The organism is Pseudomonas sp. 11/12A (genome assembly GCF_000800055.1).
GTDB lineage: Bacteria > Pseudomonadota > Gammaproteobacteria > Pseudomonadales > Pseudomonadaceae > Aquipseudomonas > Aquipseudomonas mohnii.
Genome location: NZ_JUGV01000001.1, coordinates 6,157,250 through 6,180,385, shown reverse-complemented (window position 1 = coordinate 6,180,385; position 23,136 = coordinate 6,157,250). Strand labels below are relative to the sequence as shown.

The 23,136-nt window shown below is 61.8% G+C and carries 22 protein-coding genes; 11 read left to right on the top strand and 11 right to left on the bottom strand.

Going from position 1 to position 23,136, the window contains the following annotated elements:
- Window positions 1–18 precede the first annotated feature (18 nt).
- Genes GQ39_RS28225 through GQ39_RS28195 form a run of 7 tightly spaced genes read left to right on the top strand, consistent with a single transcriptional unit; the run spans window position 19 to window position 6,536 of the window.
- Window positions 19–1,281 (top strand): type II and III secretion system protein family protein, encoded by a 1,263-nt coding sequence (locus GQ39_RS28225; protein ID WP_047537059.1) that lies wholly within the window; start codon window positions 19–21, stop codon window positions 1,279–1,281.
- Window positions 1,278–2,465 carry an AAA family ATPase gene (locus GQ39_RS28220; RefSeq protein ID WP_047537056.1) on the top strand — a complete coding sequence of 396 codons (1,188 nt, stop codon included), beginning with the start codon at window positions 1,278–1,280 and terminating at the stop codon, window positions 2,463–2,465. Before GQ39_RS28225 ends, GQ39_RS28220 begins: the two co-directional genes overlap by 4 nt.
- Window positions 2,462–3,742 carry a CpaF family protein gene (locus GQ39_RS28215; RefSeq protein WP_047537053.1) on the top strand — a complete coding sequence of 427 codons (1,281 nt, stop codon included), beginning with the start codon at window positions 2,462–2,464 and terminating at the stop codon, window positions 3,740–3,742. Before GQ39_RS28220 ends, GQ39_RS28215 begins: the two co-directional genes overlap by 4 nt.
- Window positions 3,743–3,752: 10 nt before the next feature.
- Window positions 3,753–4,637, top strand: coding sequence for a type II secretion system F family protein (locus GQ39_RS28210; RefSeq protein ID WP_047537051.1), 885 nt, complete (start codon window positions 3,753–3,755; stop codon window positions 4,635–4,637).
- Between the two features lie 8 nt (window positions 4,638–4,645).
- Window positions 4,646–5,524: a type II secretion system F family protein gene (locus tag GQ39_RS28205; protein ID WP_425272100.1), complete on the top strand. Its 879-nt coding sequence runs from the start codon at window positions 4,646–4,648 to the stop codon at window positions 5,522–5,524.
- Between the two features lie 10 nt (window positions 5,525–5,534).
- Window positions 5,535–6,248 carry a tetratricopeptide repeat protein gene (locus tag GQ39_RS28200; RefSeq protein ID WP_047537045.1) on the top strand — a complete coding sequence of 238 codons (714 nt, stop codon included), beginning with the start codon at window positions 5,535–5,537 and terminating at the stop codon, window positions 6,246–6,248.
- Window positions 6,249–6,260: 12 nt separating this feature from the next.
- Complete coding sequence (locus GQ39_RS28195; protein WP_047537042.1) at window positions 6,261–6,536, top strand: DUF3613 domain-containing protein; 276 nt, start codon at window positions 6,261–6,263, stop codon at window positions 6,534–6,536.
- A gap of 491 nt (window positions 6,537–7,027) precedes the next feature.
- Here GQ39_RS28195 and GQ39_RS28190 read toward each other — a convergent pair whose 3' ends face one another.
- Together GQ39_RS28190 and GQ39_RS28185 are read right to left on the bottom strand one after the other, a co-directional pair.
- The gene (locus GQ39_RS28190) at window positions 7,028–7,819 is read right to left on the bottom strand and encodes a response regulator transcription factor (RefSeq protein ID WP_047537039.1); all 792 of its coding nucleotides are present in this window, start codon (window positions 7,817–7,819) and stop codon (window positions 7,028–7,030) included.
- A gap of 62 nt (window positions 7,820–7,881) precedes the next feature.
- Window positions 7,882–8,391, bottom strand: coding sequence for a prepilin peptidase (locus GQ39_RS28185; protein ID WP_052193649.1), 510 nt, complete (start codon window positions 8,389–8,391; stop codon window positions 7,882–7,884).
- A gap of 74 nt (window positions 8,392–8,465) precedes the next feature.
- On the opposite strand from GQ39_RS28185, the gene GQ39_RS28180 reads away from it, so the two are divergent.
- The gene (locus GQ39_RS28180) at window positions 8,466–8,906 is read left to right on the top strand and encodes a TadE/TadG family type IV pilus assembly protein (protein ID WP_047537036.1); all 441 of its coding nucleotides are present in this window, start codon (window positions 8,466–8,468) and stop codon (window positions 8,904–8,906) included.
- Window positions 8,903–11,656: a PAS domain-containing protein gene (locus GQ39_RS28175; RefSeq protein WP_047537033.1), complete on the top strand. Its 2,754-nt coding sequence runs from the start codon at window positions 8,903–8,905 to the stop codon at window positions 11,654–11,656. The genes GQ39_RS28180 and GQ39_RS28175 overlap by 4 nt, the downstream gene beginning before the upstream one ends.
- On the opposite strand, the gene GQ39_RS28170 is transcribed toward GQ39_RS28175, so the two are convergent.
- The 5 genes from GQ39_RS28170 to GQ39_RS28150 all read right to left on the bottom strand — a co-directional run bounded on the left by GQ39_RS28170 (window position 11,641) and on the right by GQ39_RS28150 (window position 16,040).
- Window positions 11,641–13,563, bottom strand: a complete 1,923-nt coding sequence (locus GQ39_RS28170) for a pilus assembly protein TadG-related protein (RefSeq protein ID WP_047537030.1) — start codon at window positions 13,561–13,563, stop codon at window positions 11,641–11,643. The genes GQ39_RS28175 and GQ39_RS28170 overlap by 16 nt on opposite strands.
- A gap of 183 nt (window positions 13,564–13,746) precedes the next feature.
- Entirely contained in the window at window positions 13,747–14,304 is a 558-nt protein-coding gene (locus GQ39_RS28165) for a DUF4136 domain-containing protein (RefSeq protein ID WP_047537027.1), read from the bottom strand.
- Between the two features lie 54 nt (window positions 14,305–14,358).
- Window positions 14,359–14,976 carry a DUF4136 domain-containing protein gene (locus GQ39_RS28160; RefSeq protein ID WP_047537024.1) on the bottom strand — a complete coding sequence of 206 codons (618 nt, stop codon included), beginning with the start codon at window positions 14,974–14,976 and terminating at the stop codon, window positions 14,359–14,361.
- A gap of 12 nt (window positions 14,977–14,988) precedes the next feature.
- On the bottom strand, window positions 14,989–15,738 hold the full coding sequence (locus GQ39_RS28155; protein WP_047537021.1) for a methyltransferase domain-containing protein: 750 nt from the start codon (window positions 15,736–15,738) through the stop codon (window positions 14,989–14,991).
- A complete protein-coding gene (locus tag GQ39_RS28150; RefSeq protein ID WP_047537017.1) occupies window positions 15,738–16,040 on the bottom strand; it encodes a MazG-like family protein in 303 nt (100 codons plus the stop codon). Before GQ39_RS28150 ends, GQ39_RS28155 begins: the two co-directional genes overlap by 1 nt.
- A 193-nt stretch (window positions 16,041–16,233) precedes the next feature.
- On the opposite strand from GQ39_RS28150, the gene GQ39_RS28145 reads away from it, so the two are divergent.
- Both GQ39_RS28145 and GQ39_RS28140 read left to right on the top strand, forming a co-directional pair.
- Window positions 16,234–16,527: a hypothetical protein gene (locus tag GQ39_RS28145; RefSeq protein WP_047537014.1), complete on the top strand. Its 294-nt coding sequence runs from the start codon at window positions 16,234–16,236 to the stop codon at window positions 16,525–16,527.
- A 73-nt stretch (window positions 16,528–16,600) separates the two neighbouring features.
- The gene (locus GQ39_RS28140; protein ID WP_047537011.1) at window positions 16,601–17,947 is read left to right on the top strand and encodes an MATE family efflux transporter; all 1,347 of its coding nucleotides are present in this window, start codon (window positions 16,601–16,603) and stop codon (window positions 17,945–17,947) included.
- Here the strand turns inward: GQ39_RS28140 and GQ39_RS28135 are convergent.
- The 4 genes from GQ39_RS28135 to speA all read right to left on the bottom strand — a co-directional run bounded on the left by GQ39_RS28135 (window position 17,941) and on the right by speA (window position 23,096).
- Window positions 17,941–18,816, bottom strand: coding sequence for an alpha/beta hydrolase (locus tag GQ39_RS28135; protein WP_047537008.1), 876 nt, complete (start codon window positions 18,814–18,816; stop codon window positions 17,941–17,943). The genes GQ39_RS28140 and GQ39_RS28135 overlap by 7 nt on opposite strands.
- 17 nt (window positions 18,817–18,833) lie before the next feature.
- Window positions 18,834–19,631, bottom strand: a complete 798-nt coding sequence (locus GQ39_RS28130) for a DUF4123 domain-containing protein (protein WP_047537005.1) — start codon at window positions 19,629–19,631, stop codon at window positions 18,834–18,836.
- The gene (locus GQ39_RS28125; RefSeq protein ID WP_047537002.1) at window positions 19,628–20,950 is read right to left on the bottom strand and encodes a type VI secretion system Vgr family protein; all 1,323 of its coding nucleotides are present in this window, start codon (window positions 20,948–20,950) and stop codon (window positions 19,628–19,630) included. Before GQ39_RS28125 ends, GQ39_RS28130 begins: the two co-directional genes overlap by 4 nt.
- Before the next feature lie 232 nt (window positions 20,951–21,182).
- Complete coding sequence (speA, locus tag GQ39_RS28120) at window positions 21,183–23,096, bottom strand: arginine decarboxylase (protein ID WP_047536999.1); 1,914 nt, start codon at window positions 23,094–23,096, stop codon at window positions 21,183–21,185.
- Window positions 23,097–23,136: the final 40 nt, after the last annotated feature.

Here is a 23,136-nt window from a genome sequence, read left to right as displayed (position 1 = left end):
GAGCAAGGACGCCTTTCCATGCGCAGACGTATTATTCCGTTATTCAACGGTTTGATCTGGGCCGTCTTGATCGGTGGCATGCCGTTGACCGCCGCCGTCGCGGCAGGCGGAAACTGCGCCGCACTGAGCCCGTTACCCGCCACCGTGGAAATCGGCGAAGGGCAGCAACAGGAACTGCAATCGCCCGTTCCCATCACGCGCCTGGCCGTAGGGGACCCGAAGATCGCCGACGTTCGGGTCAATGGCAACCAGGCGTTCCTGCTCACCGGGATGGCCCCCGGCACCACCAGCCTGATGGTCTGGACCGCCTGCGCCAGTGCACCTCGCCAAAGCATGGTGTTCGTCCAGGGGCGCGCCACCGCGGCCATGACCAGGGCCGCGCGGCTGCCATCGGATGATCCGTCGCTGCCGTCGCAGGTGCAGACCGACATCCGTTTCGTCGAAGTCAGCCGGACCAAACTCAAAGAAGCCAGCACCTCGATCTATGGCAAGAACTCGAATTTCCTGTTCGGCTCCCCTGGCACAGTGCCCAATACCGGGGTGACGCCCCGCGTACTCCCGCTGCGCAACATCGATCCGCGCATCGCCGCCCCCAGCATTCCCCTGGCCAACGACGTGTTCAATATCGTCGCCGGTGGCGGTAACTTCCTCGCCATCATCAATGCCATGGAAAGCAGCGGCTTCGCCTACACCCTGGCACGCCCGAGCCTGGTCGCCCTGAGCGGGCAGAGCGCGAGCTTTCTCGCCGGCGGGGAAATCCCGATCCCGATTCCCAGCGCCAACAGCAACAGCTACTCGATCGAATACAAGGAGTTCGGCATCCGCCTGACGCTCACGCCAACGGTGGTCAGCAACGATCAGATCGCCCTCAAGGTTGCCCCCGAGGTCAGCGAACTGGACTACAACAATGCCGTGACCATCGGCGGCACCACGGTGCCGGCGTTCACCATTCGCCGCACGGACACCAGCATCTCCCTGGCTGACGGCGAGAGCTTTGTCATCAGTGGTTTGATCAGCACGCAAAACGGCTCGCAGGTCAGCAAGTTTCCGGGCCTGGGTGACATTCCGATTCTCGGCGCGTTTTTCCGCAGTTCTTCGATCAGCCGCGAAGAGCGTGAACTGCTGATGATCGTCACCCCGCATCTGGTCCAGCCGTTGGCCGCCAACGCGCAGCTGCCGTCGTTGCCCGGCGAGAAACTGCGCAACTACGACCCCAACTGGTATCGCCTGTACTTCCTCGAAAACGGCGACTTCGATAAACGCAGCGGGTTATCGCAATGAGCCAGAACCTGAGCCAGACCTTCCTCGCGATCACGCGCAACCACACTGACCTCGAGTGGCTGCAGGGCGCCCTCGCGCCGCTGGGTCAAGTGGTCAGTGCCGGCTCCGGCAGCCTCGACGAACTGCTGGCGCTGGTGGATGTGACCTTCGCCAGCCTGGTGTTCGTCGGCCTCGACCGCGAGCACGTGGTGGCCCAATGCGCATTGATCGAGGGCGCCCTGGAAGCCAAGCCGATGCTGGCGATCGTCGCCCTGGGCGACGGCATGGACAACCAGCTCGTACTCAATGCCATGCGCGCAGGGGCGCGGGATTTCGTTTCTTATGGATCGCGCTCCAGTGAAGTCGCCGGGCTGGTACGCCGCCTGAGCAAACGCCTGCCGGCCGTGACACCGAGCACCCAACTGGGTGGCCTGACCGTGCTGTATGGCGTGCAGAGCAATGCCGACGGCGCGCTGCTGGCCAATCACATGGCGCAGGTGGTGCAGAAGAGCGGACAGCAAACCCTCTTGCTCGACCTGGGTCTGCCGCGCGGCGACAGCCTGGCCTTGCTCGGGCTGGAGAGTTCGTTTCACTTCGGCGATGCCTTGCGGCATTTGCGCCGACTCGACGCGACCCTGATCGACAGTGCCTTCACCCGTTGTGAAGTCGGGGTACGAATCCTCGCCTACGCCAGTCACGATGAGCCGCTGGAGCACACCAGCGCCGCCGAGTTGTACATGCTGCTCAGCGCCCTGCGCCAACACTTCCAGCACATCGTGGTGAACCTCACCGGGCAACCGGACAGCGAAGCCCTGCGCACCTTCGTCAGCCATTGCGACAAGCTGTTGTGGTACACCGACCAGAACGTGCTCGACTGCCGCCGCAACCTCGAAGTGCTCAATCTGTGGCGCGAAAAGGGCATGAAGCTCGATCACGCCCGGCTGTTGGTGGATCGCTACTTGCGCGCCGTCGCGCCGGACTCCGACGCCCTGGGCAAAAGCTTCGGCATGGAGGTCATCGCCACCCTCGCCTACAGCCCCGAGGTGCGCCTGAACGCCAAGAATCAGGGCGTGACCCTGTTCGAACTGGCGCCACGGGAAGTCCTTACGCAAAGCCTGCGCACCCTCGGAGAACGCCTGGCCAAGCGTTCCGAAAACCTGGCCAAGCCCAAGTCCTGGTTCAGCCGTTTGAGAGGTGCGCAATGAGCGGCGAAAAACTGTTCGGTGTGGCGCAACGCAGCGTGGCCGGCAACACCGACCACGAAGGCCTGAAACTGGTGCTGCACCGCTACATCATCGATGCGATCGAAGAGTCGGGCAAAAACCTCCTGGAGGGATCGCGGCAGACGCTGTCGCAATTCGTCATCGACAAAGTGGCCGAATACATCGCGCGCCTGCACCTGGCGATTTCCCGTTATGAGATGGAGCGCCTGGCCGAAGAGATCGTCGACGAGCTCACCGGTTTCGGCCCGCTGGAAGTGTTGTTGCGAGATTCGGCGGTGACCGAAATTCTGGTCAACGGCCCGCACCGGGTGTTCATCGAGCGCGACGGTTTGCTGCACCAGAGTGATTTGCGCTTCATCGATGCGCACCACGTCGAACGCGTTATCCAGCGCATTCTCGCGCCCCTTGGTCGGCGGCTCGACGAGTCGTCACCGATGGTCGATGCGCGCCTGCCCGATGGCAGCCGGGTCAACGCGATCATCCCACCGATCGCCCTCGACGGCCCGTGCCTGTCAATCCGCAAGTTCCGCCGGGACATGCTCAACAGCACCGACCTGATGACCATGCAAACCATCGATCAGGCCATCTACGACTTCCTCCAGGAGGCCGTGGGCAAGCGCTGCAACATTCTGATCAGCGGCGGCACCGGTACCGGCAAGACCACGCTGCTGAACATTCTCAGCCAACTGATCAATCCCCAAGAACGGCTGGTGACCATCGAGGACATTGCCGAACTGCAACTGGGCCACCCTCATGTGGTGCGCCTGGAGACCCGTCCGCCGAATGCCGAGGGCCACGGCGAAGTGAAGTCCAGCGACCTGATTCGCAACGCCCTGCGGATGCGCCCGGACCGCATCATTCTCGGCGAGATCCGCGGTGTCGAAGTGGTCGATGTGCTCACCGCCATGAACACCGGCCACGACGGTTCAATGAGCACCGTGCACGCCAACAATGCACAGGATGCGCTGCTGCGCCTGGAAACCCTGGTCGGCCTGACGGGCCGCAGCATCGCCGAACGCACCTTGCGGCAAATGATCTGCGCGGCGCTGGACGTGGTGATCCAGTTGACGCGCTTGCCCGATGGCCGTCGCTGCGTCAGCGAGGTCGTGGAGGTGATCGGCATCCGTGAAGATGTATATGTGACCAATACGCTGTTCCGCCTCGACCGTCGCAGCGGCTTCGGCTTCATGCGCGAAGCGGTCAACCCTGCCGGTGACAAACTGCGGCGCGAATCGGCGCTCTCTCCCTCGGCGTACTGAAGGTTACAGCATGCTCAAATCGCTGCTGCTCATCCTCGTTTGCCTGGCCTTGCTCGGCCTGTCGGCCCGCCTGCTTTACCGCGGGTTGCGCCAGCCCGGCACCCAGCGCGTGCTGGAGCGCCTGACCCAGGGGCAACCCGAACGGGTGGTGCAGAAATCGTCCTGGGTGGCACTGGATCGAGCCTTTTTGCGTGCAGGCCTCGGGCGGCCCACGGAGCGCCTGGGGCTATGGCTGACACTTTGGGGGCTGGCTGTCTTGCTCGGGGTCGCGGCGGGCGGCTGGGTCGGTCTTTTCATTCTGTTGCTGCTGCCGCCGCTGTTTCTGCACTTGTACATCGGTTGGCGCTATCAACGCCGGCTCAAGCGCATGATCGAGCAATTGCCGTCGCTGCTTGACCATGCGGTGCGCAGCCTGAAGTCCGGACGTACCCTGGCCGATGCGGTACTGGGCGCCATTAACGTTGCCGAAGACCCGCTGAAAAACGCCCTGGGCCGTGTGCAACGCAGTGTGCAGTTGGGCGTCAGTCTGCCCGACGCCGCCTCGGACTTTGCCGAGCTGTACGACAAAGACGAACTGCGCCTGTTCGCCCTCGGCTTGAAGGTCAACCATCGCTATGGCGGCAACGCCAGCGAGCTGCTGGAGAACCTGATCAAACTGATCCGCGAACGCGAGCAAGCGGCTCGCCAATTGAGTGCCATGACAGGCGAAACCCGCGTCACGGCGCTGGTCCTGGCCCTGCTGCCGGTCACCGTCGCCGGCTACTTTCTGATCTCCAATCCTAAGTACCTGCTCAGCATGTGGAACGATGGCTCCGGGCAATGGATGCTGGTGAGCGCCCTCCTCTTGCAGGTATTGGGCTGTCTGGCACTGTGGCGGATGTTGCGTAGCCTATGAACCTGTCCATGTTGCTGAGCTCATTGCTGTTTCTGTTGGCATCGCTGCTGCTGTTAAGCGTCGTGCTGGAATTGCGTCGGCGTGCGCGGCAAGTGGTGCGACGACTGGACGGCAAAGCGCCGAGCGAGCCCCGCTTGAGTCAATGGCTGCTGGCCCTGGGCACCAGTCGGCTGGGTCAGCAGTCGGTCAAACTCGATAACGAAACCCAGACACTGCTCAACGGCCTCGGCTGGCGCACCGCGCGCAAACGCGCCCTGTATGCGGCGTTCCAGGTCGGCGTGCCAGTGCTGGCACTGGCCCTGAGTGTGCTGATTCAGGAGCTGTTCTTTGCGCACGTCACCCATCGCTGGGTCGCGCCGACGTTTGCCACCGGCATGGGCTATCTGCTGCCCAAACGCCTGCTGGCGATGGCTGTACAGCATCGCAAAAAAAAGCTGGCGATCGAGATTTCCACCTTCATTCCGTTGCTGCGCATCCTGTTCGAATCAGGCATGGCCGTGGAGCAATCGCTGCGCGTGTTGAGCAACGACGGCAAACAGCTGATGCCCACGCTCACCCATGAACTGCGCCTGGTGTTGGCCCGGGTCGATTCCGGCCTGGAACTGGGCGATGAACTGAACAAGGCGAGCCGCTTGCTGGCGGTGGATGAGTTCACCGACACCTGCGTGATTCTGCAACAGCTGATCCATCAGGGCGGCGGTGCGATGAAGTCGCTGCTGGCACTCAAGCTGTTGCTCGATGACCGGCGCCTGACACGCCTGCAGGAATACATTTCCAAGATGTCCGCCAAAATGTCCGTCGTGATGATGCTGTTCCTCTTCCCGGCGTTATTGATCGTACTGGCCGGCCCGGGCCTCACCGCCCTGAGCCGGGCCTTTGCTTCTTAGAGGGATCGTGATGAAAGTAGTGATTGCCGGTTTGAGTCTGCTGTTGCTGGGCGGCTGCGCGAGCAACGGCCAGACACCCTGGAACGCCCTGACCGACTCCGCCCGTTGCGGCAAGTTGAGTTCCGAAGAACAGCTGTCGCTGAACCTTGCGGACGACATGGCCAATGACGGCAAGCTGCACGCCAGCCTGGCCAATCTGCAGAACCTGCCGGACAACCTGGCCGATGTGCGCTTGCGCAAGGCCAAAGTCTATCGACTGCTGGGCCGCAACGAAGCCGAGCCGCTGTACCGCAGCCTGCTCGGCGGCTGCAAGGCAGCCGAGGCCGAACATGGCCTGGGTCAACTTGCTGCCGCACGGGGCGACAACGGCCAGGCCCAGTCGCACCTGCAACGGGCGGCACGCCTGGCGCCCACCGACGAAAAAATCCGCAACGACCTCGGTGTGGTGTACCTCAATCAATTGCGTGTCGAAGATGCCCGATTCGAATTCCTGACCGCCCTTGAACTCAAGCAAAACAACACATTGGCAGGACTAAATCTGGTGACGTTGCTGATCTATCAGGACGACTGGAGCCGCGCCGCCGAACTGGTCAGCCGCCTCGGCCTGAGCCCCGCCCAAGTCACCGAGGCCCAGGCCCGAGCGGAAAGACTCAAGGCGCCAGCCAAGTCCGCCCCGACCGTCGCCGCGCAAGTCGCCGTCGCCACCGCACCCGCCCTTCAGTAGGGAGAACCCAGGATGAAACCGACCACCCTATGCTGCCTCGGCCTGCTGGCCCTGCCCCTCACCAGCCACGCCATCGACCCCGGCCCGGCCTCGCCACAACAACAGGAAACCGAAGGCTGGCTGCAACTGCAAAGCAGCAAGAACGCCGCTTCGCAAAAACTGCAAACCGCTACCGCAACCGAACGCGAACTGACCATGCAGCGCTGGTTGAAGACTTATCAGCACGAGATCCCGCAGTTCTTTGATCAGGATGCGGGCGGGAAGGTGGACAGTGGGTCGGGGAATTAGCGTTGGTGGTTTGCGGCCATGGGGTGGACGCAATCCTGTAGAGCCGGCTTGCCGGCGAAGCCGTCCTTGAGTCGTGCATCGCGCTTGAGGTCCTCTTCGCTGGCAAGCCAGCTCCCACAGGGGATCGTGGTCGCTCTTCACCACTCATCAGGCCGAGCGTTAGCTCGCCTGCAGCTTTTGATCTTGATCCACCCGCCCCTTCGGAAGGCTGAGTGGAGGTGTTCATCCGGGGAGTGGCGCGCAGCGCCGTTCGACGCAGTCGAACACGCTGCATGTAGGTTGAAGCGAAGCCAACCGGAGGGCAGTGTCCCCGGATGGATACCGTAGCGAAGGAACACCGAGCCTAAGCGAGGGGCCGGACGCCGGGGCGAGCGTTTTTTGCTTACTTTTTTAGGCGCTTGTAAAAAAGTGAGTCGCCGTAAGGGCGAAACCCTAAGTGGCCATTAACGCAGAAATGGATATGTACACCATCCAAAAAACCGATGGCATATTCAGTGCGCCGTCACCCGCTGCCGCAACCCGGAACCGCTCGGCGAAAGCGCCAACGCCAACTGCGTCCGATTATGCATATGGGTCAAGCGCAGCACCTGGGACACATACAGTTTTACCGTGTTCTCGGTGATCCCCAACTCACAGGCAATCTGATAATTGGTCAGCCCCTTGCCCACCAGCCGCGCCACATCCAGTTGCCTGGGTGACAACTGATTGAAAATCGCCGGGATCTCTACCCGATCCGCTTCGCTGACGGCCTCATCGCCCGATTCCCCCGAACCCGACGAAAGCGGAGTCCGGCGAACCTTGTCCAGGTCCTGATACAGGTCCTCGATCGACTCGGACAGGTACTGCAGCTTCTGATCCAGGTGCCCCAGTTGCAGCGCCTTGTGCCGTTCCTGCAAGACCAGCTCCTGCCGCTGCAAGCCTTCGAGCAGCTCCCTCAGATCAATCGGCTTTTGGTAGTAATCGGCAAAACCGGCACGCAATGCCTTGATCACATCCTGCTTGTCCGCATGCCCGGTCAGCATGATCGCCTCGAACGCGCGGTGTTTGCCCGACAGCCGTTGCAGCTCCAGAACCAGTTGAATGCCGTCCAGACCCGGCATGTGCAAATCACAGAGCACCAGGCCGATATCAGGGTCTTCGTTGAACCGCTCAATGGCTTGATGGCTGGACCCGCAGGCAACGGAACGGTAGCCGCGGCTCTCAAGAAATTCGCAGAGTTCTTCAACGATGAATGGCTGATCGTCGACCACAAGGACTTTTACTGCCGAGTTACGCTTGCTCACGTGCAACTCCCTGCCAGGTCAAAGGCTGACCGTTCTTCCAATCACAGCTCAGGGCTGTACAACTACTGAATGAAAGTAGTCGCACTTTCCGACTCTGTAAAAAAACGAAATACAGCCAATGTCAGCAACAAGCCCACGAGCAAAAACGGCGCGAAGGGTTGTTTCTTTGACATTCCAGGCTGCAGATAGCGAAGGCGTCCTCTAAGCCTTTGACCGATATGGAGCCAGACGCTTGGCGCCAGCAGCAGCCAGCACACACTGGCCAATCCGGCACCGATGAACACGCCCAGCACATGCCGACCATCGGTCGCCAGACCCAGGGCGGTCATGAGTTTCACATCCCCCGCGCCCAGGCGTCGTATCGCATAACCGGGCAGGGTGAACGCCAGCGCCAACAGGGCTGCCCAGCCGCCCTGTTCTGCGGGTGCGCCCACCCAGGTGGTTCCGCTCCACAGCATCCATGCCAGGGCCAACGCCCCTGCGCCAAGGGTCAAGCCATTGGCGATGTGCCGTTGCCGGGCATCCTGCGCTGCGCATAGCGTCAGCCAGATCAGTAGGACAAAGCTCTGCATCCGGTAAAAAACGTCCGTTTTGGCTGAATGATTCTATGCTGACATTACCTAGTGATGTCAGGGTAGACGCACTCATGAAAACCAGCTTCCCGCGCAAGCAAAAAGGTGCCGCAGCGATTGAGTTCGCCTTGGTCTTCGTGATTTTTTTCGGCGTGTTTTACGCGATTGTCACGTACAGCCTGCCGCTGCTGCTGATGCAGTCGTTCAACCAGTCGACGGCCGAAGCCGTACGCCGGAGCGTGGCACTGGACCCGAATACTCCCGGTTACGAAGCCCAGTTGAAGTCCACCGCCACGCAGGAACTGACCCGGCAACTGGCGTGGATTCCTGCGGGTCTGAACTTCAACGTTGCCACTGACGCAACCACCACCTATGTCGGCGGAGTCCTGAAGGTGAGCATCAACTACCCCACCAGTAAATTGAATGCAGTCATTCCGTTTCTGAACCTGCCGGGAATAGGTCAAGTGCCTGATTTACCCGCGACCCTCACCGCCAGTTCGAGCCTGCAATTTTGAGTGCCGGGGATAAACTCTTCGGGCGTTTGCTCAACCGCCACCCGCCTCCGCCCCTGGAGGCCCTGCAAGCGCCGAGCATGCCCGGTGTCGGTTTACAGATGCATCTGGACACCGAAGGTCGCGTGTTGCACCTGACCGGGCCGCTGAGACACGTGCTGGCCCAGCAGGTACCCGGCGCCCAGGCCCCGCATCTGCTCGACTTTTTGCTGCCGCACTGCGGCCTCATCGTCGAAGGCTCCCCCGCCGATTGGCAGGGCCAGGCCCTGGATCTGGACTTTTACACCCTCAGTGGTCAAACCCTGCACTTGCGCGGCTGGGTCCAGCCGTTGGCCGATGGCTGGCTGCTGCAGCTGCTGGACATCGGCGATCTGCTACTTGAGCGCCGGCAATCGCGGGTGAGCGAACAATGCCGATTGCTCGCGGTGCAGATCAGCGAGCAGTTGCGCCTGTGCAGCCTGACGCGCTTGCCCGAAGTCCTGTCCGATCAACTGCAAAGCCTGGCCCAGCGTTTTCACGTCCCCTGCATCGCCCTGGCATTGCTCGACGAGCAAGAACAGGGCTGGCAGATTCACCAGCATTTTGCAGGCCTCGATGCGCCGCAACTGTGGCACACCGGACAGCGGCTGGGGACCGGCCTGGACAGCCTGAACGGCTCCGCACCGCAGCACCTGAACTCTGTCGAACACCCCCGTCTGCAAGTCATCTTTGGCAATGCCGAGGGGTTCGTCGTGCCATATCACGATGCTCAAGGCGTGGCGGCCTGGTTGCTTTGTGGTTGCTATCCGGTGCAGCAACGGGCCCCTGATGTCAGCGAGCGCGATTGGCTGCAATTGGCCGCCGCGCTCGCCGGTCCCTTGTTGGAACGCTCCCGCGAGCACCGGCACCACCTGCAAATGGAGCGCCTGGAATCGCTGCAGGGTTTGCTGGGCGCCGGCTGGTGGGAAGTGTTCAGCGACAGGGCCGAGGTGCAACTGGCGCCCTCGCTGGCCAGCACCCTGAACCTTGCCAGCGGGCGTTTACCGCTGAACGACTGGCTCGATCAGGTGCATCCCGCCGACCGCGAAGAACTGCGCAGTCGCTTGCAGGACCTGCTGGACGAAGGCACGCCGTTGATGCTGTGCGTGCGTTCGTATCGGCCCGACGCTGCACTGCCGCCGAGCTGGTATCGCCTGCAAGGCCAGGCCGTGGGTGCCGGCCGCCATCGGCGCCTGGTGGGTTTCATGCTCGACATCAGCGACATCAAAAACCAGGAACAACACGCCGCCGCCGCACACGCGCGCCTGGACAATCTGATCGCCAGCTCCCCCGCGGTGATTTACGTGCAGCGCTATGGGGAAGGCGCGTTGCAACCGACGTTCTTCAGCGACAGCCTGCTGCCGCTGCTCGGCTGGACGCTCGCCGATTGCGCCACGACTGCGTTGGTTGAACGGGTGCACCCCGAAGACCGTGATCGTTATTTCGAGCGTACCCGGCAACTGCTGCGTGAAGGCTCGGTGCGCGCCCGGTATCGACTGCGCGACAGTCGCGGCGATTACCACTGGTTGCTCGACGAGGCCAAGCTGCTGCGCGACGACCTGGGTCTGCCGGTGGAAGCCGTGGGCCTGTGGCTGGATGTCACCGAAGCGACCGTGGCAGCCGAACAGGTCAAGCAAAGCGAAGAACGCTATCGGATCCTGGTGGAAGACTCTCCGGCGATGATCTGCCGATACCGCCCCGACCTGTCCCTGACCTTCGGCAACCGGCCACTGGCGGCGTATCTTGAGTGCACGCCCGAGCAACTGCCGGGGCTGAACCTGGGCAACTGGATGTCGCCGCAACAGCGCGAATCCTTCCTCCAGCGCCTGACCCGTCTGAGCCCGGAGTTCCCGGTCAGCACCGCGGAAATCAACCTGCAATTGCCGGGACGGGAACACGCCTGGTGGGTCTGGTCGGATCGCGGGGTGTTCGACGAGCAGGGCCAGTTGCTGGAGATTCAGGCCGTGGGCCGCGACAACACCGAAGTCCGGCGTTCCCAGCAGCAACTGACCCAAAGCGCAAAAATGGCCACCCTCGGCGAAATGGCCACCGGCCTGGCCCACGAAATCAACCAGCCTCTGAACGTGATGCGCATGGCGATCATCAATGTGCTCAAGCGCCTGGGCAACGGTGACGTGCAGGTCGATTACCTGACCGACAAGCTCAATCGCATCGATGCGCAGGTACAGCGCGCCGCGCGGGTAGTCGATCACATGCGGGTGTTCGGCCGCCGCTCGGAGATCGAGCAACAACCGTTCAATCCGGCCCAGGCCATCGAAGGCACGCTGTCGTTATTGGCCGAAGGCATGCGTGGCAAAGGGGTGGAACTGCGCATCAGCGAAACCGGGTTCGAGGTGCAAGTGCGCGGTTACGTGGATCAGCTTGAACAAGTATTGATCAACCTGATGGTCAACGCCCGGGATGCCTTGCTGAGCAAGCGTGAAACCAACCCCGAATTCAAACCGTGGATCGCGGTGTATGCCGAACGTGACCCGCAGTCGGTGCGCCTGTGGGTCGAGGACAACGGCGGCGGCATCGACCCGCGACTGCTGGAACGGATTTTCGAACCGTTCTTCACCACCAAACCGGTCGGGATCGGCACCGGGCTCGGCCTGTCGGTGAGCTACGGCATCGTCGAAAACATGGGTGGCAAACTGAGCGTGCGCAACGCCACCGAGGGTGCGCGGTTTTGTATCGAGTTGCCGGTTGTGCAGGAGGATCAAATCACCAGGTAGGCTTTGCCTTTCTCGCCGCAGGTCAGGTTGAAGCCGACGTCAACCTTGTTGATGTCGATCCCCAGGTTCATCAACAGGCTGTTCACGATCGGGTCGACCAGCGGCGCCAACAGGCCACTGATGGCCGATGCCAACAGCGCGACGACGTCGGACAGCGTCGACAGCAACGTACTCAACAAACTGCCCAACAGACTGCCGATGGTGGGCGTGTGTTGAATCAGCGTGATCCCGCCGAGTGTGCCCTTCAGACTGCCGACCACACCCGACACCATCACCGGGTGCGTCGGGTCCGCAGACACATTGATCTCATGGGGATTGGCAAAGGTGTAATTGGGCTCGGTGGTGCCGGCGACCGGGCTGTCGATCATGATTTCGCTGCCGCCACCGCCGAAAGGGGTTCGTGCGCCACACCCTGAGAAATTGCAGGTTTTCGAACCGATATCGACCAGCGTCAGCGGCGACAGGCTTGGAGCCGGCGACGACGATAGCCAGATGGCGTCGTCGATCTGGCCGACCTTGACCTGCACTGCGGAAATGTTGGTGGTGGCGGTGAGGCTTTTGTTGGTCGGGCTGGCGCAGGAATAGTCCGTGACGTAACTGCTGCCCGTGCCGGCTTCAATGCCGAGATCGAGGTTGAGCCCTTTGGGCAGTATCTGCAGGTCGGTCTGGGTGCAATTGCCCAGGAGGCAACCGGGCGCCAGCAGTGTGTTGACCAGCCCCACCACCGGGCTCAACAGCGAGTTGACCAACTGCAGCACGGCATTGATCACCGACAGGTCCACCGACACCAGGATGCGAACCTGCGCAGTGCGCACGTAGATTCTGTTCACGCCCAGCGGCGCTGCTTTCGCCAGCGCCGGGTCACCGACCGCCGAGAATTGCGGCGGTTGAATGACCTTGATGCGGGTGGTCACGCCCGCCAGTCCCAATACATTGACTGGCAACACAGCGGTCACCGCGCTGTTCTTGTTGGCCAGTTGAACGAACCCCTGAATCAATTGAAACAACTGCACCGTAGCGTCCAGCCCTGCCGCCTGCGTACCGGTTTGCAGCTGAAGCAAATCACCCAGTTTGATGGGCGAAGCGCTGGTAGCGGCTACCTGCAAGTTGGCCAACGCGGTGGTGACGGTCGCCGTGGCACCGTTGAGGTTCACCACGGTGGCCGCAGCCTTGATGAACTGGGTGACGCTGCCTTGCGTGTTCAACAGCGTGGTGTAGTTGCCGGCCGACACGCCCAGTTCGATGGCGAGCTGGTCCATGAATTTGAGCAAATTGATATCGGTCTTGACCAAGCCATCCCAGCCGCCAACGGTCAGGTTGACATTGCCCCCCAGCAGCGTCGAGAACAGCGGATTCAAGAGGCTGGATTGTGAGCTATCGACGCCCAACAGGGTGCTGCGGATACTCAATTGCGCCAGTGAGATCTTGGGTTCGGCGGCGACGGCCGTGGCGCTGAGCCGGGTCGTGAGGCTGGCCGGCCCACCGGAGAGCAATGCGCCGATACCGGCCGCGACGCTGGTGGCCACCGTGCGGGTGGCGATGACTTGAACGGCAGCGGACTTCTTCGGGTCGGCGCTGAAGGCGCGCAAGTGATCGGCGCCGATCTGCAAGGTGCCGCAACTGACGGTCAGCGTGTTGTCGGCGTTGACGGTAAAACCGTTACGGGTAGCGCTTTGGGTGGCGTAAGCGGTGGCACTCGCCCCGGACAAGCAGTTGCCATCGCGGGTCACCGCCTCCAGTGCGGCGGTGTCTGCTACGCGCTGCAGTTTGCGCTGCTCCAGGTAAAGCCTGCCGCTATCGATCACCAACAGCATGAAACCCAGCGCCAGCGCCAGCGTACCGGCAGCCATCAACCCAATCGCCCCCCGTTGCCGGGCCGGGCCGCGAAACTGCAAGCAGGGAGACATCGAGCACTCCTTTGCCGGCGCACTGCCGAGCGCGACCTCCGTTGGTGTGAAGCAGTGTAGACAAGGGAAATCAGGACTGCTGGCAACTCGCCAGCGCAGACAACAAAAATTCCTGTGGGAGCTGGCTTGCCAGCGAAGAGGCCCTCAAGCGCAATGCACCACTCAAGGCCGGCTGTGTTGTATTTATCTTGGCGGATAGTTGGACAGTATCCGGGTGACCGTTTCGCGTATCGCATCGCTGCGGTCCGAAGGGTTCGGTGTGCGGCTGAGTATCTGCTCGTCACTGCCGCGCCACACCAGTTTGCCGTCCTTGCCATCGAGCAGATCGATCTGGAGAGTGGCGACCTTGTAGGGAACCACGCGGGTTTCGTTGTACATCGGCGCGCCCCAATAGCCGTTCCAGGGATTACCCCAACCGCCGCCATAGTTGGTGGTGATCTGCTGCTGGCGCTCCTCGACAATCAGGTAGGTCTGCACATTCAAATCGCCCTTGGCACCTGCGGCAGCCGGGCGCAGGCCACGCTGATCCAGTTGATCGGCCACCGACTGGCGCACGCGCTGTTCGGTCAGGTCACTCTTGATCCGTGGGTCGTCGGGGCGATATTGCAGGGCGGGCTCTTTCCAGCTCCAGCTGCGATAGGCGGAGAAATCGCGGCTGGCGTCGAAGTCATGATTGACCTGATTGGCGGCGCAGGCACTGAGCAGCGCGGCCACTGCCAGTAAAACGAAACGGCGGAACATGATGATTCTCCGGTAGAAGGCATGAACCTGCGAAACGCTCCATAACGACAGAAGCTAACTCGGAGGATACGCCGACATTGCCTTTTCCACAGCCTCCCGAATCGCATCGGCCTGTTCCATCTGCGTGCCCTTGCGCAGGGTTTCGGCGCTGGAACTCCAGACCGGCTGGCCGCTTTGTGCGTCGAACATATCGACCTGCACTACCACGACCTGTTCCTGATAAGTACGGATGATCGGCACCGTGTTGTACATGCCAACGCCGTTGCCATAACCGCCGTGACCGCCGTAGTAGCCGCCGCCGTAATAGCCATAGTCATCCTGGACCTGACGCAGGCGGGTTTCCAGGCGCAGGTTGGCGCTGACAAACAAGTCCGCCGGGCGATTGTCATGCAGCGGGCGCAAGCCGCGCTGATCGAGGGCATTGCTAACCGCTTCGGCGACCTGCGCCGAGTCGGCCCATGCGCTGCCCGGCGGCAGTTGCCCATTGAGCCAGGCCCAACTGCGGTAACGACCATAATCACGTGGCGCAGCCGGGTAAGCGCTGCGATCGAAGGTGTTGGCTGCCTGAGGCGGCGCCGGTGGCAAAGGGTTGGAGGTTGCCACATAGGGGTTGCTGCCCTGACACGCCGCCAACCCCAGACACAGAACTAACAACCCTGAACGACTGCTCATTTCATACTCCGATCAGACCGGCCGACAAATCCAGTGCAAATAACGCCCAAGCCCGGCAAAGCTTGGATGACGACGATGGGCCAGTTCCATTTCCAGCAAGTCCACCAGCTCGGCGCGGGCCTGGAATTCCACCGGCATGTAATCGTGAAAAACCCGAACGCCGCTCTGGGTTTCGACCTGCCACAGACCTTCAAGTTGCGCCGCCAACTCCCGTGGATCAAGGGGCTGTTGCGGGGTCAGGCTTTGCTTCTCGCCGGCCATGTCGTTCTTGCGCATCTTGCGGAAATGGCCCTTGAGCAAGTTGCGGTAGATCAGCGCATCACGGTTATAAAAGGCCAGGGAGAGCCAGCCGTCTGCCTTGGTCAGTTGATGCAGCACCGGCAGGATCGCGTGGGGTTCGGCCAGCCACTCCAGCACCGCATGACAGAGCACCAGATCGTAAGGTTCGTTGAGTTGGCCGAGCAGATCCTGCCAGGGCGCCTGAATGAACGTTGCCGCTTGCCCGGCCTCGGCGAAGCGCTGGCGGGCGCCGTCGAGCATGGGCTCGGCGGGCTCGGCCAGCGTCACCTGATGGCCGCGTTGTGCCAGCCACAGCGACATGTGGCCTAGGCCGGCACCGATGTCCAGTACGCGCAGCGGGCGATCCGGCAAGGTTTCGGCCAGATCCGCCTGCAGCACTGCCAGCCGGATCGCACCCTTGGCGCCGCCGTAGATTTTTTCGGCGAAGCGGGTCGCCAACTGGTCGAAATGACGATCGCTCATCAGCTGAATCTCCGTTCGCTGTCCGCCAGTTTGCTGCGTACCACTTCATTCATGTCCAGACCCAACTCGCTGCACAACAGCAATAGATAGAGGACGATGTCGCCGACTTCCTGCCCGGCATGGGCCAGTTGGTCCGCCGGCAACTGGCGCGACTGGTCTTCGGTCAGCCACTGGAAAATTTCCACCAGCTCGGACATTTCGACGCTCGCGGCCATGGCCAGGTTTTTCGGGCTGTGAAATTGCCGCCAGTCATTGCGGTCACGGATGGCGTGCAGGCGTTCAGTCAGTTCAACAAGGTTCATCGGGTTCTCCTGAAGGCGTATAGCTTCGGGGGGATGGAGGATGAAGGCAAGCGGCAGAGGTGAGTCGTGGTCACGGGGTCGTTCCCACAGCGGCAAGACAACCCTCTATGCTTGTGGGGAACCCGGCGCCGCAATCGACGGCCCAAGGCTCAAGTCCGGCAACCCCGCCTTTCATTATCAGGACGCTCATTCCATGCAGGTAGAAGGTTTTTTCGAATGGCTCGGCCAGGCCCTCGGTTCCGTCATCCGTTTCATCGTTGATGGCCTCAGCGGCTTGTTCCAGATGATGAGCCGCGCCAGCAGCAATTTTGTCGAAGGCTTGTCCCGCGCCCTGGGCATGGACACGTCGATCATCAGCATCGTGACGCTGATCCTGGGACTGGTGCTGTTGTGGTCGGCGATCCGCGCGTTCATGAGCGCCTCGTTCATCATGGGGATCATCTGGTTGATGCTGGGCCTCTGGTTGTTGAGTTGGGTGGTTCACTAACACCCTCGCTCCTACAATGGATCGCGGCAATCCAAAATGTGTCGTTACAATGCCCGCTCCTCAAGGAGCCTGCATGCCCAAGCTGATTGCCGACTGGCGCGACCGCCCGACCCATCGCCGGGTCTGGGCGCTGGCTGCGCCGATGATCCTCTCGAACATTTCCGTTCCCCTGGTGGCGCTGGTCGACAGCACCGTCATCGGCCACCTGCCCCACGCCCATCAGCTCGGTGCCGTGGCGGTCGGGGCCAGCCTGTATACCTTTCTCGCCTGGGCCATGGGGTTTCTGCGCATGGGCTCCACCGGATTCGCTGCCCAGGCGGCCGGGCGTGGCGATGGCGCGGCGCTGCGACAGGTTTTATTGCAAGGATTGCTGTTGGCCATGGGACTGGCCGTGGTGTTGGGTGCGCTGGGCGTGCCGTTGAGTGGCGTCGCCCTGCATTTCATGCAGCCGTCGGCGGAACTGGACCAAATGACCCGCGAGTTCTTCCACACGCGGCTCTTCGGCCTGCCAGCGGCGCTGGCCAGTTATGCACTGGTCGGCTGGTTCCTCGGCACGCAGAACGCCCGCGCGCCATTGGTGATTCTGCTGAGCACCAACCTGGTCAACATTGCGCTGAATCTCTGGTTTGTCCTCGGCCTGGAATGGGGCGTGGTCGGTGCCGCCCGTGCATCAGTCATCGCCGAGTGGACCGGCGCCCTGATCGGCCTGCTGATGACCCGCCAGGCCCTGCGCGCCTATCCTGGCCACATCGCCTGGGCCGCACTGGCGCTGTGGCAGAGCTGGCGACCTCTGCTGGCGGTCAATCGCGACATCTTTATCCGCAGCCTGGCCCTGCAATCGGTGTTTTTTCTGATCACGGTGCAAGGTGCACGACTGGGGGATGCCACCGTCGCCGCCAACGCCCTGTTGCTCAACGGCCTGCTGCTGACCGCTCATGCACTGGATGGTCTGGCCCACGCCGTCGAAGCCCTTTGTGGCCATGCGATCGGGGCTCGTGACCGCGATGCCCTGCGCCGCTCATTGGTGGTCGCCTGCGGCTGGTCGCTGCTGGCGAGTCTCGGTTTTGCGGCGTTGTTCCTGTTTGCCGGGCATCTGTTCATCGAGATGCAGACCGATATTCAAAGTGTGCGCGACACCGCGTTCATCTATCTGCCCTATCTCGCTGCGCTGCCGTTGATCGCGGTCTGGAGCTACCTGCTCGATGGCCTGTTCATCGGCGCGACCCGCGCCCGGGAAATGCGCAACGGCATGCTACTGACAGTGGCGTTGCTGGTGCCGTTCGGTTGGGCGTTGCGAGGTTTCGGCAACCATGGCCTGTGGATAACCTTCCTGTTGTTCATGGTGTTGCGCAGCCTGACCCTGGGCGCGATTGCCTGGCGTCTGCGGCGCAACGATGGCTGGTTCACCCGCGCTCACTGAAACGGAGTCGTTCTGACGAACGAAGTGACCTCGTCCAGCACCGGCGCCAGACCGCGCATGGGCCGCGACAACGCCGCCACCAGCGTGGCGTGGCCGGTGCGGGAGAAATAAAGATCCTGCACCGGCACACCCGCCTCACGCAGCTTGAGTGCCAGACCGCCGGTATTGCGCGTCGGATTGACCACCTCATCGTCCGTCGATGCCATCAACAGCGCCGGTGGTGCACCGTGACTGACGTGATTGATCGGTTGCGATTGCGGCGGTGAGTCTGGCCAGAAAAACACCGGGCGCACCTCCGGATTCTTGATTGGCAGGAAATCATAAGGGCCGGCCAGACCGATCCAGCCGCTGAGATCGTGCGGCGACAGGCCTACCGCCCCCAGCAGTCCGGGGTCCAGTGCCAGCATCGCAACGTTGTAGGCGCCGGAACTGTGGCCCATCAGGTATAGACGCTGCGGGTTGCCGGCATACTGGCGGATGTGATCATAAGTCCAGGCCACCGCCCCGGCGGCATCTTCAAGAAACAGCGGATAACGCACCTGCGGGTACAACCGATAGTCCGCCAGCACCGCGACAATCCCCCGGGATGCCAGCGCCTCGCCGACAAAGCTGTAGTCGCTGCGTGAGCCACTGTTCCAACTGCCGCCATAGAAAAACACCACCACCGGCGCGTTGGCCATCGGATGACGCGGCACATAAACATCGAGCTTTTGCCGTGGATCGCTGCCATAGGCAATGCCCTCGGCCCGGTCGAACGTGCCGTCGGGCGTCAGGGCGTTGAGCATTTTCAAGGGCGAACAGGCAGTCATTGCGAGCAGCGACACAGCACCCGCAATCAGGCCTATCAACCGCCAAATCCTGCTCGCCATCAGTGTCGTACCTTCTATCAGGGGTGCTGGTCTTGCCAGCGATTGCGCAGGCGTTCGAGGCGTTCTTTCTGGGTAGCGCCCGGCAGCGGCAGGTCGGGCACGGCCTGCGGGTACTGCAAGCGTAGCCATAACCAGCCATCGAGCACCGCGCGCTCGCTGAACCCCAGTTTCAGCCCTTCCTGGAGATGGGACCACAGCGTGCGGTAATCGGTGCCGGTGGACTTGCACCATTGCCAGGTGTGGTGCTCGAGCAGGCAGGTTTGCAGCCTTGCCTTCTGATGGGGACTGAGTGCCTCTTCGATCGCCAGCGGGCTGACGGCAAGCCCCGGATTGAGCAGCCGTTGCCAGCCCTGGCTGCCGTTGGCCCGATCCGCCCAGGTGCCACCGAACCAGCGCAACTGGCTGATCGGCCCCAGCCAGCGACTCAGTTCCCCGGCGTCGCAGGCATCGAAGAAGTAACTGGCGGTGCAAGGGTTGTAGTAACTCAGCAAGGCGCGGTGATGCGCGCCGAAACCGACCGTGAGCATGCGCCGCAAGTGCGCCAGCAAGGCCGATGCCGATGTCTCGCTGATCAACAGCAGGCCACGCCAGTACCGCGCATCGCGCTGGCACGCCCGGGCCAGAATCGGACAGCTCCGCAGATCGATCAGGGCCGGACCTTGCTCGCGCAGCGCATGCCACTCCGTGCCTTCGAACAGCCAAAACCACCGCGCATGGGCAAATCGGTGCGGCAGGGCGGTTCCCGCTTGTGGCACACCCGGTGTATCCAGCAAAAACCAGTGCGGGGTCGATTCGGGCATCTCGACGGCGATCATGCCGCACCACTCTGGCCAAGCCGCAACGCCGCCCGACAGGCACAAAAAGCCTGTTCACAATGATTGAAACTGCCGCCCCCGGGAAGCAGGCACAGCAACAACAAGGGTTCTCCAGAGCACAACCAGCCCTGAATACCTTCGGGCGGATCGTCGTCAATAGAGAGCGAGCCGGGTGTCTCGACCGCTTCGGGCATCTGCATCGGGTTGAGAACGCCGATAATCAATGGTTGATCCGGATCGCCTTCGATGAAACTCACCACCACTTCCGTGCCTTCACTCAAACGAGCGACGTTTGCCGCTTCCAGCTCCGGTGATATCGGCAGCCAACAATGACTGGGCGCTGCTCCCTCGCCTTGATAAAGCCAGTCGAATTGCACCGCCACAGGCCTGGACGGATCGGGCCGAGGCTCATCGACGTCAACAATCCAGGCCCGTTGCAGGCTGTGCATGACCGGTTTGCGTGCAGAATGAGGCGACTCGAACGACACCTCCCAACGCATCGCACGCACCTGGTTGCTGTAGGGAACGTCCGGGTCCTGACGGCCCTGATGCTCGACATGGGTCAGCAACCACGATCGATTCCACTCGGCCACCGGATGTTCGGCGAGCGGCATCATCTGCCCGCTGCGCAGTGTTGGCAGATCCGTGTGACATTGCGCGCGCTGCACCGCACTCTGCGCGCATTGCCGAACCTCGAAACGACGCACCGCCGGTTGTTCGCCATCGCTGTTGAACAACGCCCTTTCGCCACGAGAAAAACACCCCCGACCATCGGAAAACACCACGCAGTGTCCTCTCGGCCGATGTTCGAAGTGGTAGTGCAGCCGTTCCTGGGCACACAGGCGCTGAACGAATTGCAGATCCGATTCCCGGTACTGCGTACAGAAATCACGAGGCGGGTAGTCACCGCCCAGTTCGAAGCGCCGATTCGGACCGACGATGCCGTGCTCCTTGAGCACCTGATCGAGGATTTGCGGCACCGAGCGGGCACTGAAGATGCGTTGGCTGGAACGCTGGGAAAGGCAAGCCAACCGTGGGCCCAGGCGAACATGACAGAGCCTGGCCAACGACCCGTGGTCGCGCTGGACTAGCTCATGCAGCTGTCCGTGCACACGGTTTCCCGATGGCCCGAAATGCAGGGAGGCCGAACGGTACAACAGGCTGGAAAGGTCAAGGCTCAGGTCATCGATCAGCAACTCAATGTCAAACACGAATGGCTCGCTGATGGACTCTCTACCGGTAAAGGCCAGGACCTCGAAGGCGTCGGACAGACCAGCTACGTCCAGACGAAATGCAGGTTCGTTGACTGGATCGAACATCGGCGATTCTCTACAGGAGGGGCGGTCGAGGATTCTCGCCGAGAGACATGGCCGAGTAGAGAGGCGAAGTACAACTTAGGAAATGACCTACGCGAAAAGAGGACTAAATGGCCTGGATGGGCGAGGACGTAGGTCGTTTCGCTTAGAGAAAGAGAGGTGTCGCACCAGGTCATCTGAAGTTTCCGCAGCGTACGGTAAATTTTCAGACAACCTGATGAGAGCGGGGCTTACCTCAAGAAGACAGGTAAGACGAACGGGTCAGGCCCAGACGCAGGGCATCGAGGAACTGGGTGCGCTCGCTGGCACTGATGCGGGCACTGGCGCACTTGTCGCGATAGTGGGTCATCAGTTCTTCTGGCGACAGGTGCACGTAACGCAGCATGTCTTCGATGGTGTCGTGGGTTTCGATACCCGCGTGATACACGCTGCCGTCGGCGTTCTGATAGATGTTCACCGAGTCGGTGTCACCGAACAGGTTGTGCATGTCGCCGAGAATTTCCTGATAGGCGCCGACCAGGAAGATGCCCAGCAGGTAGTCTTCACCGTCCTTCAGCGCGTGCACCGGCAGACTGGTTTCGATGCTCTGCTCGTCGACGTACTGCTTGATCTTTCCATCCGAGTCACAGGTCAGGTCCTGCAGCACGGCGCGACGCAGCGGCTCCTCGTCGAGGCGGTGCAGCGGCAGGATCGGCAAAACCTGGCCGATGGCCCAGGTGTCCGGCAGGCTCTGGAATACCGAGAAGTTGCAGATGTACTTGTCGGCCAGCTTGTCATTGAGTTCGTCGAGCACCTGGCGGTGGGAGCGCTGGCGCGCCTTCAACGAGTTGTGCAGGCGACGGCACACGGCGAAGTAGCATTGCTCGGCCAGGGCTTTTTCCGCCAGGGTCAGCTTGCCGTCGGCATACTGGGAGGCCACATCGCTCATGTAGTGCGTGGCGCGCCAGTAGGTTTCGGTGACCATTTCAATATCGGTCGGGCCGAGCAGGTCCACCAGCCACTGCACGGTTTCCGGCAGCGCTTCCTTGTTCTCGATCTGCGGCACGTCGTCGTTGTGTTTCTCGACGTCGGTGACCTGTACCACCAGCATCGCGTGGTGCGCCGTCAGGGAACGGCCGCTCTCGGAGAAAATGTTCGGGTGCGGCAGGCTCTGCGCGTCGCAGAACTCCTTGAGCATGCCGACCACGACACCCGCGTAATCGTCCATGTCGTAGTTGATCGAACTGGCGTTACGCGAGTGCGTACCGTCGTAGTCGACGCCCAGGCCGCCGCCGACGTCGATGTGATCCACCGGCAGGCCGAGGTTGCGCAGTTCGCCGTAGTAGCGAATCGCCTCCTTGAAACCGTGCTGGTAGTCCGCCAGGTTGGCGATCTGCGACCCCATATGGAAGTGCAGCAGGCGAATGCCTTGATCCAGGCCGGCAGCACGGAAACGCTCGACCACCGACAGCAACTGCGCCGCCGACAAACCAAACTTGGATTTCTCACCACCGGTGTCCGCCCACTTGCTCGACGCCAGGGAGGACAAACGCACGCGCAGACCGACCTGGGGCTTGACCTTGAGCGACGCCGCTTCTTCGATCACCAGGCCGACTTCGGACTCTTTCTCGATCACGATGAACACGTTGTGGCCGAGCTTCTGGCCCATCAGCGCCAGACGAATGAACTCACGGTCCTTGTAGCCGTTGCAGACGATGGTGCCGCCCTTCGGCGCCAGGGCCAGTACCGCCAGCAGCTCAGGCTTGGAGCCGGCTTCCAGGCCGATGGAGACGTTCTGGGTAGCGATGATGTTTTCGATCACCGCTTCCTGCTGGTTGACCTTGATCGGGTACAACGCGGTGTATTTGCTTTGGTATTCCAGGCGTTCGATGTTGGCGTCGAACGCACCGGTCAACTGACGCACGCGGTCTTGCAGAATGTCCGGAAAACGGACCAGCAGCGGCAAGGACAAGCCGCTTTTACGCAACTGGTCGACTTGCTCGAACAGGTCGATAGGCGCGCTGCTCGGGCCGTTCGGACGAACTTCGACGCGACCGGCGTCGTTGATCGCGAAATACCCGGCCCCCCAATGGCGAATCCCGTAAACACTGCGGCTGTCCGCAACTGTCCATTGGCTGCCATCGTCTTTGCGTGTGCGTCGTACGGACATCGAAGTCCCCTATAAAGAAGTCATAGTGCGTCGCCTGGAT

Excerpts from the sequence above, each read along its gene's own strand:
- GQ39_RS28225 (WP_047537059.1), top strand. The coding sequence starts at position 19 with ATGCGCAGACGTATTATTCCGTTATTCAACGGTTTGATCTGGGCCGTC.
- GQ39_RS28220 (WP_047537056.1), top strand. The coding sequence starts at position 1,278 with ATGAGCCAGAACCTGAGCCAGACCTTCCTCGCGATCACGCGCAACCAC.
- GQ39_RS28215 (WP_047537053.1), top strand. The coding sequence starts at position 2,462 with ATGAGCGGCGAAAAACTGTTCGGTGTGGCGCAACGCAGCGTGGCCGGC.
- GQ39_RS28210 (WP_047537051.1), top strand. The coding sequence starts at position 3,753 with ATGCTCAAATCGCTGCTGCTCATCCTCGTTTGCCTGGCCTTGCTCGGC.
- GQ39_RS28205 (WP_425272100.1), top strand. The coding sequence starts at position 4,646 with ATGTTGCTGAGCTCATTGCTGTTTCTGTTGGCATCGCTGCTGCTGTTA.
- GQ39_RS28200 (WP_047537045.1), top strand. The coding sequence starts at position 5,535 with ATGAAAGTAGTGATTGCCGGTTTGAGTCTGCTGTTGCTGGGCGGCTGC.
- GQ39_RS28195 (WP_047537042.1), top strand. The coding sequence starts at position 6,261 with ATGAAACCGACCACCCTATGCTGCCTCGGCCTGCTGGCCCTGCCCCTC.
- GQ39_RS28185 (WP_052193649.1), bottom strand. The coding sequence starts at position 8,391 with ATGCAGAGCTTTGTCCTACTGATCTGGCTGACGCTATGCGCAGCGCAG.
- GQ39_RS28180 (WP_047537036.1), top strand. The coding sequence starts at position 8,466 with ATGAAAACCAGCTTCCCGCGCAAGCAAAAAGGTGCCGCAGCGATTGAG.
- GQ39_RS28170 (WP_047537030.1), bottom strand. The coding sequence starts at position 13,563 with ATGTCTCCCTGCTTGCAGTTTCGCGGCCCGGCCCGGCAACGGGGGGCG.
- GQ39_RS28165 (WP_047537027.1), bottom strand. The coding sequence starts at position 14,304 with ATGTTCCGCCGTTTCGTTTTACTGGCAGTGGCCGCGCTGCTCAGTGCC.
- GQ39_RS28160 (WP_047537024.1), bottom strand. The coding sequence starts at position 14,976 with ATGAGCAGTCGTTCAGGGTTGTTAGTTCTGTGTCTGGGGTTGGCGGCG.
- GQ39_RS28155 (WP_047537021.1), bottom strand. The coding sequence starts at position 15,738 with ATGAGCGATCGTCATTTCGACCAGTTGGCGACCCGCTTCGCCGAAAAA.
- GQ39_RS28150 (WP_047537017.1), bottom strand. The coding sequence starts at position 16,040 with ATGAACCTTGTTGAACTGACTGAACGCCTGCACGCCATCCGTGACCGC.
- GQ39_RS28145 (WP_047537014.1), top strand. The coding sequence starts at position 16,234 with ATGCAGGTAGAAGGTTTTTTCGAATGGCTCGGCCAGGCCCTCGGTTCC.
- GQ39_RS28140 (WP_047537011.1), top strand. The coding sequence starts at position 16,601 with ATGCCCAAGCTGATTGCCGACTGGCGCGACCGCCCGACCCATCGCCGG.
- GQ39_RS28135 (WP_047537008.1), bottom strand. The coding sequence starts at position 18,816 with ATGGCGAGCAGGATTTGGCGGTTGATAGGCCTGATTGCGGGTGCTGTG.
- GQ39_RS28130 (WP_047537005.1), bottom strand. The coding sequence starts at position 19,631 with ATGATCGCCGTCGAGATGCCCGAATCGACCCCGCACTGGTTTTTGCTG.
- GQ39_RS28125 (WP_047537002.1), bottom strand. The coding sequence starts at position 20,950 with ATGTTCGATCCAGTCAACGAACCTGCATTTCGTCTGGACGTAGCTGGT.
- speA (WP_047536999.1), bottom strand. The coding sequence starts at position 23,096 with ATGTCCGTACGACGCACACGCAAAGACGATGGCAGCCAATGGACAGTT.